Here is an 18686-nt window from a genome sequence, read left to right as displayed (position 1 = left end):
CGGCGCCGCGCCAGATCGGGAGGGTCAGTCGTAGAAGCCCAGGCGGCGGAGCTGCTTCGGGTCGCGCTGCCAGTCCTTGGCGACCTTGATGCGCAGGTCGAGGAAGACGCGGGTGCCGAGGAGGCCCTCGATCTGGGCGCGGGCCCGGGTGCCGACCTCCTTGAGGCGCTCGCCCTTGTGGCCGATCACGATGGCCTTCTGGGACGGGCGCTCGACGAACATGTGGGCGTAGACGTCGAGCAGGTCGTCGCGGCCCTCGCGGGGCTGCATCTCCTCGACCACGACGGCGATGGAGTGCGGCAGCTCGTCGCGGACGCCTTCGAGGATCGCCTCCCGGATCAGCTCGGCCACCAGGACCTGCTCGGGCTCGTCGGTCAGCTCGCCGCCCGCGTAGAGCGGCGGGGACTCGGGCAGCCGGGCGATCAGCAGGTCGCCCAGCACGTCGAGCTGCTCGCCGGACCGGGCCGACACCGGGACGATCTCGTCGAACTCCGCGAGCTGCGACACCGCGAGCAACTGCTCGCCGATCTTCTCCCGGGAGACCAGGTCACATTTGGTGACCACGGCGATCACCGGGGTCTTCTTCACCGCGGCGAGCTTGTCGGCGATGAAACGGTCGCCCTTGCCGATCGGCTCGTTGGCCGGGACGCAGAAGCCGATCGCGTCCACCTCGGTGAGCGTGGACAGCACCAGGCTGTCCAGCCGCTCGCCCAGCAGGGTACGCGGCCGGTGCAGGCCCGGGGTGTCGACGATGATCAGCTGGGCGTCGGGGCGGTGCACGACGCCGCGGATGACCCGCCGGGTGGTCTGCGGCTTGGACGAGGTGATCGCGACCTTGGTGCCGACCAGCGCGTTCATCAGGGTGGACTTGCCGACGTTGGGCCGGCCGACGAAGCAGGCGAACCCGGCGCGGAACTCCTCGCTCATCGGAGCTTGCCGTCGGGACCGGCGGTGTGCACGGTCTTCGTGCCGAGGTCGGCGACCACGGCACGGTCGGCGTCGCTGGGCCCCTCGCCCGCGGTCACCAGCGCGGCCGCCTCCAGCGACGTCGCGCCGCTCGACACCGCCATCGCCACCGCGACCTGGAGCGCCGACAGCGTCAGCGAGGGCAGCGCCACGTTCGTGGCGGAGTAGGTACGGCCGGTCTCGTCGCGGACGGCGGCGCCCTCGGCCGTGCCCGACCGGGCACGGGCGGCGCGGGCCAGCGTCACGAGCTTGTTGTCCTCTGGGTCGAGCGTCGCCTCAGTCACGATGACTAGGTTACTCAGCCTGGCCGGTCATCTTCGCCGTCACCGCCCCGGCCAGTTGCTCGGTGCGCACCGGGTCGGGCGGGTTCACGCCCGCGTGCACCACCGAGATCAGCGTCTCGCCGGCCCGTACGAAGACGAGATGCATCTCATAGGGGAAGCCGTTGAGCCGTCCGGTGAGCCGCCTGGCCACGGTGTCGTCGCCGACGCCGGCGATCGGCAGCTCCTCGGAGGCGAACCTGGTCCCCTTGCCCGCATTCCAGCCGGCCACCTGGGCGCAGTCCTCCAGCGCGTCGCCGAGCCGGTCGAACGACGCGCCCGCGCCGCCGCCGTAGCTGGTCACCCCGGCGCCGGCGACCTCGCCCAGCCCGGCGCCGTGGAAGGACACCTCGGCGTGCGTGCGCATGTCCTGCGCCGGGGGACGGCCGGCCGCGGCGTCCAGCGCGAGCCGGCAGTTCTCGTCGGCGGACCGGAAGGGCGGCTGCCAGCCGTCGCGCGGCCGTACGGAGAAGCCGTCGGGCAGGCCGGGGAGGTCGCCGAGAAGCGCGAGGATCTTCGCCCTCTCGGCCGGCAGCGAGACGTCCGTGTAGATCGCCTCACCGGTGCCGCAACCGGACAGCGTCCCGCACAGCACGGCTCCGGACACGACGGCCCCCGAGATCCGAGGCGGGAGTCCCGCCCTGCGCACACCACACACCTTGCCCCCCGAGGTACCTTGTGCGGCGTTGTTCCCCACCCGCAAAAGCGGCAATCCCGAGCAGTCACCAATAAACACTTAAGGGTGCTCTCACCCGCATTACACGGACGAGAGCACCCTTATGTCGAGCTGCGCCGCGGCCGGACCAGTTCGACCGGGCGCCGCCCTACCCCCTCCGGGACCCTCCTGGCCAGATTCCCCCCCGGCTTCCGAGTCGTCCCGCGACCCCCGGAGCAGCGGGCGTCGCACATTCATAGTGTCCGGCCGTACTTGCAATCCACTTACAGGCGGCTTGCGATCCAATGGACGTCGTCTCCGGGCGCCCGTCTCAGTCGTGCCGGGCCGCGGCGGAGACCACGTCACCGGCCGCGGGACTCGCCCGGCGGACGACGACCGTGCTGATCCGGTTGCGCCGTCCGGCGAGGCTCTCCGCCGTGAGGTTGAGCCCCTCGACCACGGCCTGGGACCCGGCGATGGGCACCCGGCCCAGGGCGTGCGCGAGCAGCCCGCCCACGGTCTCCACGTCGTCCACGTCGATCTCGATGCCGAACAGGTCGCCCAGCTCGCTCACCGTCAGCCGGGCGGTCACCCGCACCGAGCCGTCGGACAGCCACTCGACCCGCGGCGCCTCCTGGTCGTACTCGTCGGCGATCTCCCCGACGATCTCCTCCAGCACGTCCTCGATGGTCACCAGGCCCGCGGTGCCGCCGTACTCGTCGATCACGATCGCCAGGTGGATCTGCCGCGCCTGCATCTCGCGCATGAGCTGGTCGATGGGCTTGCTCTCCGGCACGTAGGTGGCCGGGCGCATGATCGACTCCACCCGCTCCTCCCTGCGGTCCTCGCCCGTCTCGTGGATCCGGCGGACGATGTCCTTGAGGTAGGCGATGCCGATCACGTCGTCCTCGTTCTCCCCCACCACCGGGACGCGGGAGAAGCCGCTGCGCAGCGCGAGCGAGAGCACCTGGCCGAGCGTCTTGCCGCGCTCGATGAACACCATGTCGGTGCGCGGCACCATCACCTCGCGCACCAGGGTGTCGCCCAGCTCGAAGACCGAGTGGATCATCTCCCGCTCGTCAGGTTCGATGACCCTGCGCTCCTCGGCCAGGTCGACCAGGTCGCGCAGCTCGGCCTCGGAGGTGAAGGGGCCCTCCTTGAAGCCCTTGCCGGGGGTCAGCGCGTTCCCCAGCAGGATGAGGAGCCTGGGCAGCGGGCCGAAGATGCGGGTCAGGCCGTACACGACGGGGGCGCTCGCCAGCGCGATCGGCTCGGCGTGCTGACGGCCGAGCGTGCGCGGCGAGACACCGACGATCACGTAGCAGACCAGGATCATGGTGGCGGCGGCCGCGGTGTAGGCCCACCCCTTGTCGCCCAGCCAGTCGATGAAGAGCAGCGTGGCGATGACGGTGGAGACCAGCTCGCAGCTCACCCGGAGCAGGAGCACCAGGTTGAGGTAGCGCGGCGGGTCCGCCACGATGGCCTGCAGACGCTGCGCGCCGCGCCGGCCCTCACGGACGAACTCCTCGGCGCGCACCCTGGAGATGCGCGCCAGAGCCGTCTCCGCACTGGCGATCAGGCCGCCGATCACGACGAGGACGACGGCCGGAAGCAACCATCCGAACGCGGAACTCACGGTTCCGGCCGCACCTCCCGCCACGACTCGAGCAGCTCGCCCTGGAGGCCGAACATCTCGGCGTGCTCCTCGGGCTCGGCGTGGTCATAGCCGAGCAGGTGCAGGATGCCGTGGGTGCACAGCATGTCCAGCTCGTCCCGGGTGGGGTGCCCGGCCTCGGCGGCCTGCTTGGCGGCGACCTGCGGGCAGAGCACGACGTCGCCGAGCAGGGCGGGGTCGGCCGGGCCGTCGCCGTCCTGCCGCCCGCCGCCGGAGCCCGGGCGCAGCTCGTCCATCGGGAAGGCGAGCACGTCGGTCGGCCCCGGCTCGCCCATCCACTGCTCGTGCAGCACCGTCATCGCGGCCTCGTCGACGACCAGGATCGACAGCTCGGCCAGCGGATGGATGCCCATCTTCGCCAGCACGTGGCCGGCCAGCGCGACCAGCGCGTCCTCGTCGACGTCGACGCCGGACTCGTTGGCTATCTCGATGCTCATCCCTGCCCCCGGGGACGCTTGCCGTTCTTGATCGCCCGCGGATCGCCGTCCTGGAGCGCCGAGTCGTACCTGTGGTAGGCGTCCACGATGTCGCTCACCAGGCGGTGCCGCACCACGTCGGCGCTGCTGAGCCTGCTGAAGTGGATGTCCGGGATGCCCTCGAGGATGTCCTGGACGACCTTCAGGCCGCTCTGCGTGCCGCCCGGCAGGTCGATCTGGGTGACGTCACCGGTCACGACGATCTTCGAGCCGAAGCCCAGGCGGGTGAGGAACATCTTCATCTGCTCGGGCGAGGTGTTCTGGGCCTCGTCCAGGATGATGAAGGCGTCGTTGAGCGTGCGCCCGCGCATGTAGGCCAGCGGGGCGACCTCGATCGTGCCGGCCGCCATGAGCCGCGGGATCGAGTCGGGGTCGACCATGTCGTGCAGCGCGTCGTAGAGCGGGCGCAGGTAAGGGTCGATCTTCTCGTAGAGCGTGCCGGGCAGGAAGCCCAGCCGCTCGCCCGCCTCGACCGCCGGCCGGGTCAGGATGATGCGGTTGACGTCCTTGTTCTGGAGCGCCTTCACCGCCTTGGCCATCGCCAGGTAGGTCTTGCCGGTGCCCGCGGGCCCGATGCCGAACACGATCGTGTGCTTGTCGATCGCGTCGACGTAACGCTTCTGGTTGACGGTCTTGGGGCGGATCGTCCTGCCGCGGGAGGACAGGATGTCCAGGGACAGCACCTCGGCCGGACGGTCGGTGCTCATGCGGAGCATCGCGATGCTCCGCTCCACCGAGTCGACCGTGAGCGGGGTGCCTGCGCGCAGCAGCTCGATCAGCTCCTCGAAGAGGCGCACGACGTCGCCGCTCTCCTCGGGGCTTCCGGTGATGGTGATCTCGTTGCCGCGGACGTGGATGTCGGCGCGGAAGGCTCCCTCTATGACGCGGAGGTGCTCGTCGCGCGAGCCCAGAAGGCCGACCATGGAGTGGTCCTCGGGTATGACCACCTTGGCCTGCGTCTGGACCGGGCCCTTGGATCTGGAATCGTTTGCTTCGGACATGGGCAGGCTTGCGGCCTGATCGCCTCCCGGTTCGGCACGCTTCTCTTACGTCATGGTAGCCGTGTCGGCCCCGTGCGCGCTCAGCCCGGCGGCCAGCGGAGGTCGCGGCCACCCAGCAGGTGTCCGTGCACGTGGAAGACCGTCTGCCCGGCGCCGGGGCCGGTGTTGAAGACCAGGCGGTAACCGTCGGCGGCGACGCCCTCCTGCACGGCGATCGCGTGCGCCGCCTTGATCAGCTCGTCCGCCAGGCCGTCGTCGGCCTCGGCCAGGGCCGCGGCGTCGGCGTGGTGGGCCTTGGAGACCACCAGCACGTGCGTCGGCGCCTGCGGGTTGATGTCGCGGAAGGCCAGGGTGCGCTCGGTCTCGTAGACGAGATCGGCGGGGATCTCCTTGGCCGCGATCTTGCAGAACAGGCAGTCTGTCACCACGGTTCCACCATATCGGTAAGCGCTGTTGCCAATCGGTAATGCGTCGCGGGCTGCACCGAAAGATCCTCCCGGATAGGGTGTGTGTGCAACACTGCAGCGAAAACAGACTCTCGGGCGAGGCCACCGGCGAGGACACAACTGGGTCATGCCCACTAACGAACCGGAAGAGCGTGGTAAACCCCCAGGCAAGGCCACGCGTCCCAATGATGTGACCACCGAGACCCTCGTGGCCGACAGGTCGCTCGGGGCGGTGCCCGTCGGGTGGGACGCCGATATGGCCGTGACCGCGCTTTACAGCGCGCATTATCGGTCTCTCGTGCGCCTCGCTGTGTTGCTCGTCCGCGACAGCGCCACTGCGGAGGAGGTCGTGCAAGACGCGTTCGTCGCCATTCATGGCGCCTGGCGCAGATTACGCGATCCCGACAAGGCACTCGCCTACTTGCGCCAGTCGGTCGTCAATAGATCCCGTTCCGTGCTGCGTCATCGCGCGGTGGTGGAGAAGTACGCGCCCAAGGGCCTGCCTGACGCGCCGAGCGCCGAGAACGGCGCGATCGGCGAGCTGGAGAGGTCCGCCGTCATCGAGGCGCTGCGGAGTCTGCCGACACGGCAGCGGGAGGCCCTGGTTCTGCGGTATTACGGTGACCTGTCCGAAGCTGAGATCGCCAACGCCATGGGGATCAGCAAGGGCGCCGTGAAGAGCCACACCGCCCGCGGCATGGCCGCACTACGTACTGTTCTGGAGCAGTTGTCATGACCGAGTCCCCCGACGAGCACGGCGAGATTCTCCGCCGTGCGCTCCGTGCGGAGGCCGACGCGGTCGTTCCCTCTCCGGACGGACTTGAGATCATCCGCGCCAGGATCGAGCAGCGCGGTTCACGCTGGCTGGTGTGGTGGCGGGTGGCGGCCTCGGCGGCCGGCGCGGTCCTGGTGGCCGCCGTGGTCGTCGTCGTGGGCCCCCAGCTCGTCGGCGACGACACGCCGCGCAGCAGCCAGGTCGCCCCGGTGGACGACGAGTCGACCGCGCCGCCGGAGATGGCGGCCACCTCCCGTCCGCAGACCACGATCAGGACCGTGCCGCACCAGCCCGCTCCGCCCCAGCCGCCGCCCACGACGGCGGCGGGCAACGACCCGAGCAGGCATCCGGTGACCCGCACGCCGAGCGCCGATCCGCGCCCGACGACGACCCGCCCCTGTCCCACCGGGACCGGCGACGCCGTCGCGGCCGCCCCCTCACCCGACGACGAGAGGTGCCCGGCCAGGGCGACGCAGACCCCGACTCCGACGCCCACGCCGTCGGACGTCACGCCGCCGACCGGCGAGCCGTGCCCGGTCAGCCAGTGCCCGCCCGCCGACCCCGAGCCCTCACCGGCCGGCACCCTGTCACCGCTTCCCACCGGCACCGTCGGCGCCGGTCCCGTGGCCACCACGGGCGGCTGACCCGGCCGCCCGCCCGGGCGGCGCCGGTCACCAGCGGCCGGTGCGGGCCTGAAGGACCGCCGCCGCCACCACGCCCGCGGTCGAGGTGCGCAGCACCGTCGGCCCCAGCAGCGCCGGAGCGGCCCCGGCCGCCGTGAAGCGCTCGATCTCCTCTTCGGCGATGCCGCCCTCGGGCCCCACCACGACCACGATGTCCCCGTGCGCGGGGAGGTCCAGACCGGACAGCGCGTGCCCCGCCTCCTCGTGCAGCACGACGCCCAGCGCGGCCTTCGCCAGCAGCGCCGCGACGTCGGCCGTGCCCGCCTGCTCGGTCACCTCGGGAAGGTGGAACCGGCGGGCCTGCTTGCCTGCCTCCCTGGCGGTGTTCCGCCAGCGGGCCAGCGCCTTGCCGGCCCGCTCGCCCTTCCACTGGGTGACGCACCGGGCCGCCGCCCACGGGACGATCACGTCGACGCCGGCCTCGGTCATCATCTCCACGGCGAGCTCGCCCCGCTCACCCTTGGGCAGCCCCTGCACCACGACCAGCCTGGGCCTGCTCGCGGGCACGTCGTGGCGACGCAGCACGGCGAGCCGGAGGGAGTCCTTGCCGACGCCGGTGACCGTGCACTCGGCGACCCGGCCGGCACCGTCGGTGAGGTCGACCCGCTCACCGGCGCGCAGCCGCCGCACCGTCGCGGCGTGCCGCCCCTCGGCGCCGCCGAGGACGACCTCGTCTCCCTCCAGCTCCGCCCGCCCGGCCAGGAACACGGGAACGCTCATCGGTCAGCGGCCGTTGAACGCGTCTCTCAACCGGGAGAAGAAGCCCTGTTGCCCGGGTGCGAACTTGCCGGGCGGGCGCTCCTCCCCGCGCAGCTTGGCGAGCTCCTTGAGCAGATCCTCCTGCTGGGTGTCGAGCCGGAGCGGGGTCTCGACGTTGACGTGGATCAGCAGGTCGCCGCGGCCGGTCTCGTTGAGCCGTTGCACACCCTTGGCGTACAGCGGGATGACCTGACCGGACTGGGTGCCGGGGCGCACGTCGATGTCCTCCTTACCGTCGAGCGTCTCGACGGACAGGATCGTGCCGAGCGCGGCGGCGGTCATCGGGATCTGCACGGTGCAGTGCAGGTCGTCGCCGTGCCGTTCGAAGATCTCGTGCGGCAGCTCGGCGATCTCCAGGAAGAGGTCTCCGGCCGGGCCGCCGCCTGGGCCGACCTCGCCCTCGCCGGCGAGCTGGATGTGCGTGCCGTCCTCGACGCCCGCGGGGATCCGGACCTTGATCGTCCGGCGGGTGCGCACCCGGCCGTCGCCGGAGCACTCCTGGCAGGGGTTGCGGATGATGGACCCGAACCCGCCGCACTGCGGACACGGGCGCGAGGTCATCACCTGCCCCAGGAAGGACCGGGTGACCTGGGAGACCTCGCCGCGGCCGTGGCACATGTCGCAGGTGTCCGGGTGGGTGCCCGCGGCGGCGCCGGCGCCCTGGCACACCTCGCACAGCACGGCGGTGTCCACGACCAGCTCGCGGGTGGTGCCGAACGCGGTCTCGCGCAGCTCCAGCTCCACCCTGATCGTGGCGTTGCGCCCGCGGCGGGCACGCGAACGCGGGCCGCGGGCCGCGCCCGCCGAGCCGAAGAACGCGTCCATGATGTCGCTGAACGGGAAGCCCGCGCCGAAGCCGCCCGCGCCCGCCCCCGCGCCGGAGGCGAACGGGTCGGCTCCGAGGTCGTACATCTGCCGCTTGTTGGGGTCGGACAGGACCTCGTAAGCCTGGGTGATCTCCTTGAACCGCTCCTGGGTGGCCGGATCGGGGTTGACATCGGGGTGGAGCTCACGGGCCAACCTGCGGTAGGCCCTCTTGATCTCGTCCGCGCTGGCGTCGCGGCGCACCCCGAGGGTGCCGTAGTAGTCGCTCTTAGCCACTTATCGACCTCTTAAGAAGCAGCCAGGATCTGGCTGACGTAGCGTGCCACCGCGCGCACCGCTCCCATCGTGACCGGATAATCCATACGGGTGGGCCCCAGCACTCCGAGCCGGGCCAGTTGCTTGTCGCCCGAACCGTACCCGGCGGCGACGATGGACGTGCCACGGAGTCCGGTGTAGGGATTCTCCGAGCCGATCCGCACGGTGAGCGCGGCCGAGTCGGAAGTCTCCCCGAGGAGGCGCATGAGCACCACCTGTTCCTCCAGCGCCTCCAGCACATCGCGCAGGCCGACGGTGAAGTCGCCGCCCGCCGCGAGGTTGGCCGCGCCGGCGAAGACGATCTTTTCGTCGTGGCGCTCCACGAGAGTCTCCAGGAGCACCGAAAGGATCATCGCCGCCACGGGCCGGTCCTCCACCGGCACGTGCTCGGGCAGGTCGGCCACCGTCTCCGGGACCTTGTCCAGCCCGCAACCGTCGAGGCAGGCGTTGAGCATCGCGCGCAGGTGCGCCACGCGGGACTCGTCGACCGCCTCGGGAAGCTCGATCACCCGTTGGTCGACTCTACCGGTGTTGGTGATGAGGACCAGCATCACACGGCGGTCGGTCAGCGGGACGAGCTCGATGTGCCGCACCGTCGAGCTGCTCAGAACCGGGTATTGCACGACCGCCACCTGGCGGGTCAGCTGCGCCAGCAGGCGCACGGTGCGCTTGACCACGTCGTCGAGGTCGACGGCCCCCGCGAGGAACGACTCGATGGCCCGCCGCTCGGCTCCGGACAACGGCTTGATCTGGGAGAGCCGGTCCACGAACAGCCGGTAGCCCTTGTCCGTGGGGACGCGGCCCGCGCTGGTGTGGGGCTGGGTGATGTACCCCTGCTCCTCTAGCACGGCCATGTCGTTACGGATCGTCGCGGGTGAGACGCCCAGGTTGTGCCGCTCCACCAGGGCCTTCGATCCCACCGGCTCGTTGGTGGAGACATAATCCTCAACGATCGCGCGGAGCACCGCGAGCTTGCGGTCGTCGACCAACGCGCTCACCTCCCTGCGATCCTCGTCGGTCCACTGAGAAACGCCAGGTCTGGCACTCTGTGTTCCCGAGTGCCAAGTGTACGGCGCTCGGACACGAGGTGCGATAACGCCGCAGGCGCGATCTGCTCCGCCGCCGGTCAACCGGCCGTCTTCCGGTGCCGAGCCGGCAAGGTACACACTCTGCTGTATGGCCGAAACCCCCGCCTCCGACGACGCCGGCGACCCCACCAGACGCGTCCAGCGCTCCCCCCGGGGCGTCCCGCCGCCGCCCGCGCACGGCGGCGGCCCTCAGCACGGCGGCCCACGCCCGGGCGAGCCGCCGCACGGAGGCCCTCCCCACGGCGGTCCCCCGCCCGGCGGTCCCCCGCCCGGCGGTCCCGGGTACGGCGGTCCGGCTTATGGCGGTCCGGCCTACGGAGGTCCCAGGTACGGCGGGGCGCCGCCGCCGCAGGGCGGGCCGCGGTTCGGGGAGCCGTACCACGGCGGGGGCGCGCCGCAGTACGGGCAGCGGGCTCCGGTGGACCGGCGGCGGCTGCGTCCCCGCCTGCTGTGGATCGCGGTGGCCTGGGTGGTCGCGGCGGTGTGCGTGGCCGGCGGGGTGGTGGGGGCTGGGCTCGGCGTCGCCTCCGGCGTGACGGACGCGATCCCCGGCGACGTCTTCGCCCCCGGGCAGGGCAGAACCGTCACCCTCGACCCGGCCGACCACCCCGCCCTCTACATCGCCACCGGCGAGACGGTGAGCTACCGCTGCTCGATCCAGGGCGACGGCAGGGAGGCGAAGCTCAACCGCGCGGGAGGTACGCAGACGGTCCGGGACGGCGGCACCACCTGGCAGCTCATCCTGGACATCGGGGTCGCCGAGCCGGGCTCCTACCGGCTCACCTGCGACATCGGGCAGGAGGCGCCGGGCGTGCGGTTCGCCGTCGGGCGGAATCCCGTCGGCGTGGCGGGCTCGATCTCCGGTTCGGTGCTGGTGGCGGTCGTCGTGTCGGCGGCGGGCTTCCTGCTCGCGATCGTCGTCAGCGTGGTGGTGCTGGTCCGGCGCGGCGCCGCGTACCGCCGCCTCGCCGCGGCCCCCGCCGACGGCCCGCCCCTCGGCGCGGCCCCCTTCGGCGCGCCCCCCTTCAGCGGGCCGCCCTTCGGCGGTGCGCCTCTCGCGGGCACGCCTCTCGGGGGCCCGTCCCCGGAAGGTTCTCCGACGAGTGGTCCTCCCCTGAGCGGTCCTTTCCCGGGCGGCCTTCCCCCGAGCGGTCCTCCCCCGGGCGGTCCTCCCCCGGGGGGCCCTCCGGCGGGTGGCCCAGCCGGGGTGCCGCCGTATGGCGGGTAGGGCGGTTGATCGCCGTGTTTGCTAGCGTCGGGTGGCATGTACGGGCGTGACGTGCTGGCCGGAAACTGGCGGCGGCCGGGCAAGGGCAAGATTCCCCAGGTGCCGGCCGAGACCGACCTCGTGGTGGAGGACGCCGGGAGCGGGTTCTGCGGGGCGGTGGTGGCCTGTGACAAGGAGGCGGTCACCCTGGAGGACCGGTTCGGGCGCCGGCGGCTGTTCCCGCTCGCGCCCGCCGCGTTCCTGCTGGAGGGCAAGGCGGTGACGCTGGTCCGGCCGCAGGCGGCCGGACCGCCCGCCGCGCGGCGCAGCGCCTCCGGGTCGATCGCCGTCGAGGGCCTGCGGGCCAGGGTGGCGAGGGAGAGCCGGATCTACGTCGAGGGCGTGCACGACGCCGCCCTCGTGGAGCGGATCTGGGGCCATGACCTGCGGGTCGAGGGCGTCGTCGTGGAGTACCTGGAGGGCGTCGACGACCTGCCGGCGATCGTCGCGGAGTTCGAGCCCGGTCCGGGGCGGCGGCTCGGCGTGCTCGTCGACCACCTGGTGGCCGGGTCCAAGGAGAGCCGCATCGCCGCCCAGGTCACCTCGCCGCATGTGCTGGTCGTCGGGCACCCGTTCGTGGACATCTGGCAGGCGGTCAAGCCGTCCGTCCTCGGCATCCCCGCCTGGCCGAAGGTGCCCCGGGGCGTCCCGTGGAAGGAGGGCGTCATCGCCGCCCTCGGCTGGCGGATGGAACCGGCGGACGCCTGGCGCCGCATCCTCGGCTCCGTCTCCGTCTACACCGACCTGGAGCCCGAGCTTCTCGGCCGGGTCGAAGAGCTGATCGACTTCGTCACCGGCGCCCCGGAGACCTCCTGACCACCGGCCGGGTCCCCGTCAGCCCCGGCCGGCCCCGGTCAAACCGGCCAGATCAGCTAAGGTCAGGTGGGGCTCAGGTCAGGTCGCGGATCAGCGCGTCGGCGAGGAGCCTGCCGCGCAGGGTGAGGACCATCCGCCCGGCCTTGAACGGCTCCGTCTCCAGCAGGCCGCCGGCCAGCGCGCCGGCCACCGCCGTACGGGACTCGGGGGCCACCTCGGCGAGCGGGAAGCCGGTGACGAGGCGGAGCTCCAGCATCAGGCGCTCCATGGCCCGGTCGGCGGGGGTGAGGATCTCGCGGGCGTGCGCCGGGGTCTCACCGGCGGCCAGGCGGGCGGCGTACGCGGCGGGATGCTTGACGTTCCACCAGCGGGTGCCGCCGACGTGGCTGTGCGCGCCCGGACCCGCGCCCCACCAGTCGCCGCCGGTCCAGTAGAGCAGGTTGTGCCGGCACCTGGCGGCCTCGGAGGCGGCCCAGTTGGAGATCTCGTACCAGGTGAGGCCGGCGGCGGTGAGCAGCTCCTCGGCGATCAGGTAGCGGTCGGCGGCCACGTCGTCGTCGGGCATGGGCAGCTCGCCGCGCCTGATCCTGGCGGCCAGGCGGGTGCCGTCCTCGACGATGAGCGAGTAAGCCGAGACGTGGTCGGGACCGGCGGCCAGCGCGGCCTCCAGGGAAGCCCGCCAGTCGTCGTCGGTCTCCCCCGGCGTGCTGTAGATCAGGTCGAGGTTGACATGCTCGAAGCCCGCCTCCCTGGCCTCGCGCACGGCCTGCGCCGCCCGGCCGGGCGTGTGCCGGCGGTCCAGCACCCGCAGGACGTGCTCCCGGGCGCTCTGCATGCCGAAGCTCACCCGGTTGAACCCGCCGCTCCTGAGCGTGGCCAGCGAGGCCGGGTCCACCGACTCGGGATTGGCCTCCGTCGTCACCTCGGCGTCCGGGGCGAGCCCGAACTCCTTGTCGATCACGCCCAGGACGCGGGTCAGGTCGTGGGAGTCGAGCAGGGTCGGCGTGCCGCCGCCGAAGAACACGGTCCGCACCGGCAGGTCGGCGTCGCCGAGAACACGGCGCGCCAGCCGTACCTCCTCGGCCACGGTGTCCGCGTAGTCCCCGTGGGAGGCGCCCGGCCCCAGCTCGGCGGCGGTGTAGGTGTTGAAGTCGCAGTAACCGCAGCGGGTCGCGCAGAAGGGCACGTGGACGTAGAACCCGAACGGCCGCGAGCCGAGACCGTCGAGCGCCCCGGGCGGCAGCTCTCCTGAAGCGGGCACGGGGTCGCCGTCGGGCAGCGTGGAAGGCACGCCTCCAGTCTGCCGCCGCCCGCCCCATGCCTCGACCATCGCGCCCGCGTCCCGGGGCCGCACCTTCCGGAGCATGTGTCCCCGGGTGCTTCGGATGGCGGGCGGATGGGCACCAACGAGCGAGAATCCCCGTGGATTCCGCGGAAGTCGGCCAGCGCGCCGACGAATCTTCCCGGCGCCCCACCCGTGCACTTCAACGGAGAGCCGATGCATACACCGGAACCGGACGACCGCACCGTCGCCCACCCCTCCTCCACCGGCCGCCCCCTGCCCACCGGCGACGCGGCCCCGTCCCACGACGATCCGCGCAGCCACCCCGCCGAGGCCGAACCGTCCCTTGGCGACTCGCACACCCACCCCACCGGGGCCGACCCGCACGACCGGTACCGGGCGTCCGCCGGCGTTCCCGGCGGCCACTTTCCGCCTCCCGCCAGCGACCTTCCGCCCTCGGGCACGGGGGAGCACGCGTTCCCGCCCCCGGACACGGAGCACGCGTTCCCGCCGCCCGCGGGGGGCGAGCATCCGCCGCAGGGTCCGCGGTTCTCGCCGCCGCAGGAGCAGCAGGCGCCGCCGGCTCCCCCGCTGGCCAACCCGACCCGGTACCTGGCGGCGGGCGTCCATCTCGACGACGGGTTCAGGCACCGGGTGCTGCGCGAGTTGCTCGGTGACCGGTTCCGGGCGGTCGCGCCGTCGCTGGGCGGGGTGGACGCGGTGCCGGTGCTGGTGCACGGGCTGCGGGCCGAGCGGCTGGCGGTGTTCCGCGACGCGACGGTGACGGTGTTGCTGCTGCTGGCGTTGCTCCTGTCGTGGTCGGTTGGGGTGGCCTGGGTGGTGGCGTTGCTGCCGCTCGCGCTGCTCGGGCTGCCGGAGGTCCGGCGCGGGCACGTGGCGTGGCGGGTGCTGCTCGCCGTCTGGGCGGGGATCGCGCTCACCGGCACGGTGTCGGCCACGCTGGGCGTCGCGGTGGACGCGGTCTTCGGCGGTTTCTTCGCCCGCGCCACGCCGGGCTGGACGGTGATCGTGCCGGCGTTGTTCCTGCTGGCCGCGTTCGGCGTGGCCGTGGCGCACCGCATCACGGGCTACCTGACGCTGGCCCGTACGCTCGGGCCGGGCGCGGTCCGCGGGCCGGTCGAGGGTTCGCAGGCCCTGCGGGAGCGGCTGGACTACGTCGGCCAGGCGCAGTGGGGGAACGTCACGCTGTACGCCGGTGACGATCCCTTCGTCGGCGCGGGCGACGTCGAGAGCACGTGGTCGATCGCCGTGGAACTGGACCGGCCGCGCGGCGGGTACGGCGAGGGCTCGGCCGTGCCGGTCACCTGGGTGGACCCGGTGGAGACGCACCGCTTCCTGCGCCGGCGCCTGCTCGAGATGCGCGACGCGGTGGACCATCCCGCCCGGCGCCTGGACCGGCTGCACGTCTCCGACCATGTCGTGGCCCGCGGCACGTACGTACGCCCGCACCGGCAGGCCGCCGCCCGGCCGTTCCCCGGCCAGAGCCACCCGCTGATCGACGCGCACACCGGCCTGCCGTACTTCGTCGCCGTGCCCGACACGGTGGACGCCGCCGTCAGGCACCCGCAGGGCGGCATCCGGCACTACCAGCGGATCACGGTCGGTCCGGAGAGCCCGGAGACGCGCAACCCGGCCGGGGCGCTGATAGCTCCCGCGGAGGACCAGGAGGCGGTCGTCTCCGCGTTCGTGCATGTGGCGGTGGAGGGGCGGATGCTGCACCTGCGGTGTGTGACGACGGTGCTGCCGCCGGTACGGGAGGAGTTCCACGTGGTGGATCTGCTGCCGTCGATGTCGCAGCGCGCGGTGGCGCTGGCGGCCGTCCGGCGGATCCGGGTGGACCTGGTGACGGACGTGCTCTTCGCCCCGCTCCGCCTGGCACGCGCCGGGGCGGCGCTGCTGGGCAGGAACGCGCGCCGGGCGAGCCCGTCCGCCTTCCCCGTCTACCCCTACGGCGCCCGGGCCGGCCTGCGGGAGCTGGGCGCCGAACGCGACGCCGCCCGCCTCATGCGGAGCCTGGACGCGGGCAAGTACGCCCAGCTGATCGAGCGCCGCCTCCTCCAGGCCATGCTGGACCACCTGGAGGCCCACGACCTCGACACGACCGCCTACCGCGCGCAGGCGGCAGCCGTACTCGGGCGGACCACCGTGGCGCCGTGAGGACCGCCCTGGCGCCGTGAGGGCGGCGGCCGTGCTCGGGGCGGACCGCCGTGGCACGGTGAGGACCGCCGTGGCGCCCGTGACGGCGGCGGCCGTGCTCGGGGCGGACCGCCGTGGTGTCGTGCGGGGGCGGCCCGGTGTCCGCCCCTGGCGGTGAGGGCCTCGCGGGGTCAGATCTCGTGTTCGGCGCGCTCCGGGAGGCCGTGCTGCCGGGCCAGCGGGTTCCACAGTTCGACGAACGCCCGCTTGGCCTCCGTGGCCCTGGTGGAGGAGTCGACGCCGCGCCGGTAGTCGGGGTCCCGGTTCCAGTCGGCGTCGCAGTCCTGGGCCTGGCGGCGGGCCCAGGTGAGGAAGCTCTCGTCGGCCTCCAGCGACGCGCCGAGGGCGTCGGCCAGCCGGGACCGTACGGCGTCGCCGTCCGCGACGGCGTCCACCTGGAGTTCCTCGACCTGGCGCACCTGCTCGCGCCGGGCCTCGGTGATCCGCTCGATCGTCGCGATCCCGGTCTGCGACTCCGCGCAGCCGCGTACCTGGTCGAGCGCGGGACCGAGCCCGGAGCGGGCGCCACCGCTGTCGGCCAGGACGTCGTCGACCGCCTGGGCCTGCTCCGCCGCCCCCGGCGCGGCGGACGGCTCCCCGGACGGCTCGGCCTCCTCGGAAGGCTCGTCCTCGGGAGGCGGCTCCTCCGACTCCTCGGGGGACGTGGTCTCGCCGGGCTCGCCGGGCTCGCCCCCGACGGGCGGGGCGTTCTCCTGAGGGGCCTGGGAGCCCTCCAGCGTCGCCGTGGGGGCGCTCACGGGGGTGGTGCCGGTTGATCCGTCGCGTCCCAACACGAACGCCACCACGCCCACCACAACGGCCGCGAGGACCACCACGCCTAGTGGCAGCAGAAACCGCCGCGACGACCGCGGCTCCTCCCGCACCTCGCCCCCGGCCCACAACTCCGGCCCACCGCCACCACGCCCGTCCGCCCGGCGTCCCTCCGCATCCCCCGCCCGAGAGCCCCCCGCCTGCCACTCCCCCGCCTGAGCACCACCACCAGCCTGAGGCCCTCCCACCTGAGGCCCTCCCACCTGAGGCCCTCCCACCTGAGGACCGCCCGCTTGGTGACCCGCCCGAGGACCGCCCGCCTGAGGGCTGCCCGCCTGCCTATCGTCCGTGTGCTGGCCGCCCTGTGCCCAGCCCCCCGCCTGCCGATCGCCCGCCTCCCCGCGCCACCATTCCCCGTGTTCCCGCCGGACGGGTTCGCCGCCGCCCGCCTGCCATCGCGGCCCGGGGTCGCCGAGCCAGCCCGCGCCGGGGTCGGTGACCTCCTGCCGGCTTTCAGCGGCGCCGCGGGGGGATTCGCGGGGCGGGCGCCATCGGACGGTGTCCTCCGGCGGGCCGGGGTAGGGATCCGCCCGCCGTTCCGAGGCGTGCCGGCCGGTCGGCGGCGCGGCGCCCCCCGAGCCGCTCCTTGAACCGCTTCCCAAGCCGCCCCCCGGACCACCCGCCTGGCCACCCACCTGGCCGCCCCCCGGACCGCCTCCCGGACCGCTCCCCGGGCCGTCCGCCGGGCCGTCCGCCGGGCCGCCCGCCGTGGCGCTCGTCGAAGCGCTCGTCGAGGCGCTCGTCGAGGCGCCGCAGCGCGGGCACCAGGGAGAATCCCCGGCATTCGCGCCGCAACGGAGACATAAATGCTGTTCGTTCATACCGTCATCACCCACCGATCTCGAAGGGCGGCGACGCAGGTCGATCCCGTCGCCGAGAAATCGCCGTGGCCGTTGACGGCGCGATCGGACCGCTCTACGATCCGGGAAAAACTTAAAGGAAACTTTCCTATAAGTTCAGCCCCGAGCAGTGGAGAAACAGTGGTCCGACTCTCCAGATCCCTCCTCGCCGCCGCCCTCTCCCTCGGTCTGACCGCGATCGCCGTACCGGCCCAGGCACAAGCACACCCCACCCAGGACGCCCGGTTCAAGCGGGTGGGCTACTTCATCCAGTGGGGGATCTACGCCAGGAACTTTCACGTGCGCGATCTGCAGACCAGCGGCGCGGCCGGAAAGCTCACCCACATCAACTACGCGTTCGGCAACGTCGCCGAGGACGGCACCTGCGTCTCCGCCGACGCGTGGGCCGATTGGCAGCGTCCGGTGCCCGCCGAGCAGAGCGTCGACGGGGTGGCCGACACCGCCGAGCAGCCGCTCAAGGGCAACCTGAACGAGCTCAAGGAGCTCAAGGCGAAGAACCCCGGCCTGAAGGTGCTGATCTCGCTGGGCGGCTGGACCGGCTCCAAGTACTTCTCCGACGCCGTGCTCACGGCCGAGTCCCGGGCCAGGCTGGCCGCGTCCTGCGTGGGCCTGTGGCTCAAGGGCGACCTGCCCGGCCTGCCCGCGGGCACCGGCGCGGGCGTCTTCGACGGCATCGACCTGGACTGGGAGTGGCCCGGCTCGGCCGGCAACGACGGCAACGTCATCCGCCCGGAGGACAGGCGGAACTTCACCCTGTTCGTCGCCGAGCTGCGCAGGCAGATGGACGCGTACGACCGGCGCGCGGAGCTGACCGCCTTCCTCCCCGCCGCCGCGGCCAAGATCGACGCCGGGTTCGAGGTCGCGAAGGTGTTCGGCCTGCTGGACTTCGCCACCGTCCAGGGCTACGACCTGCGCGGCCCGTGGGAGCCCCGCACCGCCCACCACGGCAACCTGCTGACCGACCGGCGCGACCCCAACGAGGTGCGCTACAGCGTGGACCAGACCGTGCGCGACTACGTGAACCGGGGCGCGCCCAAGCGCAAGATCGTCGTCGGCGTCCCGGGGTACGGGCAGGGCTGGACCGGGGTGCAGGGCGGCAACGGCCTCTACCGCCCGGCCACCGGCCCCGCGCAGGGAACGTGGGCCGCCGGGACCGAGGACTACAAGGTCCTGGTGGACAAGCCGGGCAAGCGGTACCGCGACCTGGTCACCGGCGCCATGTGGCTCTACGACGGCAACGACTTCTGGTCCTACGACGACCCGGCCGTGCTGCTGCAGAAGGCGGCCTACATCCGGCTCAAGGGCCTCGGCGGCTCCATGATGTGGTCGCTGGACCAGGACGACGCCAAGGCGTCCCTCTCCTCGGCCCTCTACAGCGTCCTGCGCTGACGCCGCACCGCGCCCACGGCGGGGCGGGCGGGCGCGCGCC

18 protein-coding genes are annotated in these 18686 nt (G+C 72.8%); 6 read left to right on the top strand and 12 right to left on the bottom strand.

Annotation, left to right across the window (positions count from 1 at the left end; translation table 11 throughout):
- Window positions 1–24: 24 nt before the first annotated feature.
- The 7 genes from era to QSK26_RS18340 all read right to left on the bottom strand — a co-directional run bounded on the left by era (window position 25) and on the right by QSK26_RS18340 (window position 5518).
- Entirely contained in the window at window positions 25–927 is a 903-nt protein-coding gene (gene era / locus QSK26_RS18370; protein WP_285776386.1) for a GTPase Era, read from the bottom strand.
- Window positions 924–1250 (bottom strand): cytidine deaminase, encoded by a 327-nt coding sequence (locus QSK26_RS18365; RefSeq protein ID WP_285776385.1) that lies wholly within the window; start codon window positions 1248–1250, stop codon window positions 924–926. The genes era and QSK26_RS18365 overlap by 4 nt, the downstream gene beginning before the upstream one ends.
- 10 nt (window positions 1251–1260) lie before the next feature.
- On the bottom strand, window positions 1261–1935 hold the full coding sequence (locus tag QSK26_RS18360; RefSeq protein ID WP_285776384.1) for a hypothetical protein: 675 nt from the start codon (window positions 1933–1935) through the stop codon (window positions 1261–1263).
- Window positions 1936–2272: 337 nt separating this feature from the next.
- Entirely contained in the window at window positions 2273–3577 is a 1305-nt protein-coding gene (locus tag QSK26_RS18355) for a hemolysin family protein (protein ID WP_285776383.1), read from the bottom strand.
- Window positions 3574–4053, bottom strand: coding sequence for an rRNA maturation RNase YbeY (gene ybeY / locus QSK26_RS18350; RefSeq protein ID WP_285776382.1), 480 nt, complete (start codon window positions 4051–4053; stop codon window positions 3574–3576). Before ybeY ends, QSK26_RS18355 begins: the two co-directional genes overlap by 4 nt.
- Window positions 4050–5093 (bottom strand): PhoH family protein, encoded by a 1044-nt coding sequence (locus tag QSK26_RS18345; protein WP_285776381.1) that lies wholly within the window; start codon window positions 5091–5093, stop codon window positions 4050–4052. Before QSK26_RS18345 ends, ybeY begins: the two co-directional genes overlap by 4 nt.
- Window positions 5094–5173: 80 nt before the next feature.
- Window positions 5174–5518, bottom strand: a complete 345-nt coding sequence (locus QSK26_RS18340; RefSeq protein ID WP_285776512.1) for a histidine triad nucleotide-binding protein — start codon at window positions 5516–5518, stop codon at window positions 5174–5176.
- Between the two features lie 277 nt (window positions 5519–5795).
- On the opposite strand from QSK26_RS18340, the gene QSK26_RS18335 reads away from it, so the two are divergent.
- Together QSK26_RS18335 and QSK26_RS18330 are read left to right on the top strand one after the other, a co-directional pair.
- On the top strand, window positions 5796–6275 hold the full coding sequence (locus QSK26_RS18335) for a SigE family RNA polymerase sigma factor (protein ID WP_285776511.1): 480 nt from the start codon (window positions 5796–5798) through the stop codon (window positions 6273–6275).
- Complete coding sequence (locus QSK26_RS18330) at window positions 6272–6958, top strand: hypothetical protein (RefSeq protein WP_285776380.1); 687 nt, start codon at window positions 6272–6274, stop codon at window positions 6956–6958. Before QSK26_RS18335 ends, QSK26_RS18330 begins: the two co-directional genes overlap by 4 nt.
- 27 nt (window positions 6959–6985) lie before the next feature.
- Here QSK26_RS18330 and QSK26_RS18325 read toward each other — a convergent pair whose 3' ends face one another.
- The 3 genes from QSK26_RS18325 to hrcA are packed head-to-tail and all read right to left on the bottom strand — an operon-like array spanning window position 6986 to window position 9885.
- Window positions 6986–7717: a 16S rRNA (uracil(1498)-N(3))-methyltransferase gene (locus tag QSK26_RS18325; protein ID WP_285776379.1), complete on the bottom strand. Its 732-nt coding sequence runs from the start codon at window positions 7715–7717 to the stop codon at window positions 6986–6988.
- A gap of 3 nt (window positions 7718–7720) precedes the next feature.
- Window positions 7721–8857 carry a molecular chaperone DnaJ gene (gene dnaJ / locus QSK26_RS18320; RefSeq protein ID WP_285776378.1) on the bottom strand — a complete coding sequence of 379 codons (1137 nt, stop codon included), beginning with the start codon at window positions 8855–8857 and terminating at the stop codon, window positions 7721–7723.
- An 11-nt stretch (window positions 8858–8868) separates the two neighbouring features.
- A complete protein-coding gene (gene hrcA / locus QSK26_RS18315) occupies window positions 8869–9885 on the bottom strand; it encodes a heat-inducible transcriptional repressor HrcA (RefSeq protein WP_285776510.1) in 1017 nt (338 codons plus the stop codon).
- A gap of 187 nt (window positions 9886–10072) precedes the next feature.
- On the opposite strand from hrcA, the gene QSK26_RS18310 reads away from it, so the two are divergent.
- Window positions 10073–11212 (top strand): hypothetical protein, encoded by a 1140-nt coding sequence (locus tag QSK26_RS18310; protein ID WP_285776377.1) that lies wholly within the window; start codon window positions 10073–10075, stop codon window positions 11210–11212.
- 36 nt (window positions 11213–11248) lie between these two features.
- The gene (locus tag QSK26_RS18305; RefSeq protein WP_285776376.1) at window positions 11249–12067 is read left to right on the top strand and encodes a DUF3097 domain-containing protein; all 819 of its coding nucleotides are present in this window, start codon (window positions 11249–11251) and stop codon (window positions 12065–12067) included.
- A gap of 73 nt (window positions 12068–12140) precedes the next feature.
- On the opposite strand, the gene hemW is transcribed toward QSK26_RS18305, so the two are convergent.
- Window positions 12141–13358: a radical SAM family heme chaperone HemW gene (gene hemW, locus QSK26_RS18300; protein ID WP_285776375.1), complete on the bottom strand. Its 1218-nt coding sequence runs from the start codon at window positions 13356–13358 to the stop codon at window positions 12141–12143.
- 207 nt (window positions 13359–13565) lie between these two features.
- Here hemW and QSK26_RS18295 point away from each other — a divergent pair, with 207 nt between their 5' ends.
- Window positions 13566–15527, top strand: a complete 1962-nt coding sequence (locus tag QSK26_RS18295) for an AbeC-like domain-containing protein (protein ID WP_285776374.1) — start codon at window positions 13566–13568, stop codon at window positions 15525–15527.
- Between the two features lie 170 nt (window positions 15528–15697).
- On the opposite strand, the gene QSK26_RS18290 is transcribed toward QSK26_RS18295, so the two are convergent.
- Window positions 15698–16369 (bottom strand): hypothetical protein, encoded by a 672-nt coding sequence (locus tag QSK26_RS18290; protein WP_285776373.1) that lies wholly within the window; start codon window positions 16367–16369, stop codon window positions 15698–15700.
- A gap of 1008 nt (window positions 16370–17377) precedes the next feature.
- On the opposite strand from QSK26_RS18290, the gene QSK26_RS18285 reads away from it, so the two are divergent.
- Window positions 17378–18646, top strand: coding sequence for a glycoside hydrolase family 18 protein (locus QSK26_RS18285; RefSeq protein WP_285776372.1), 1269 nt, complete (start codon window positions 17378–17380; stop codon window positions 18644–18646).
- Window positions 18647–18686 lie beyond the last annotated feature (40 nt).

Origin of the sequence: Microtetraspora sp. NBRC 13810, assembly GCF_030268685.1 — a bacterium.
In the GTDB taxonomy this organism is placed as follows: domain Bacteria; phylum Actinomycetota; class Actinomycetes; order Streptosporangiales; family Streptosporangiaceae; genus BSRQ01.
This window is presented reverse-complemented; position numbering and strand designations above follow the sequence as displayed.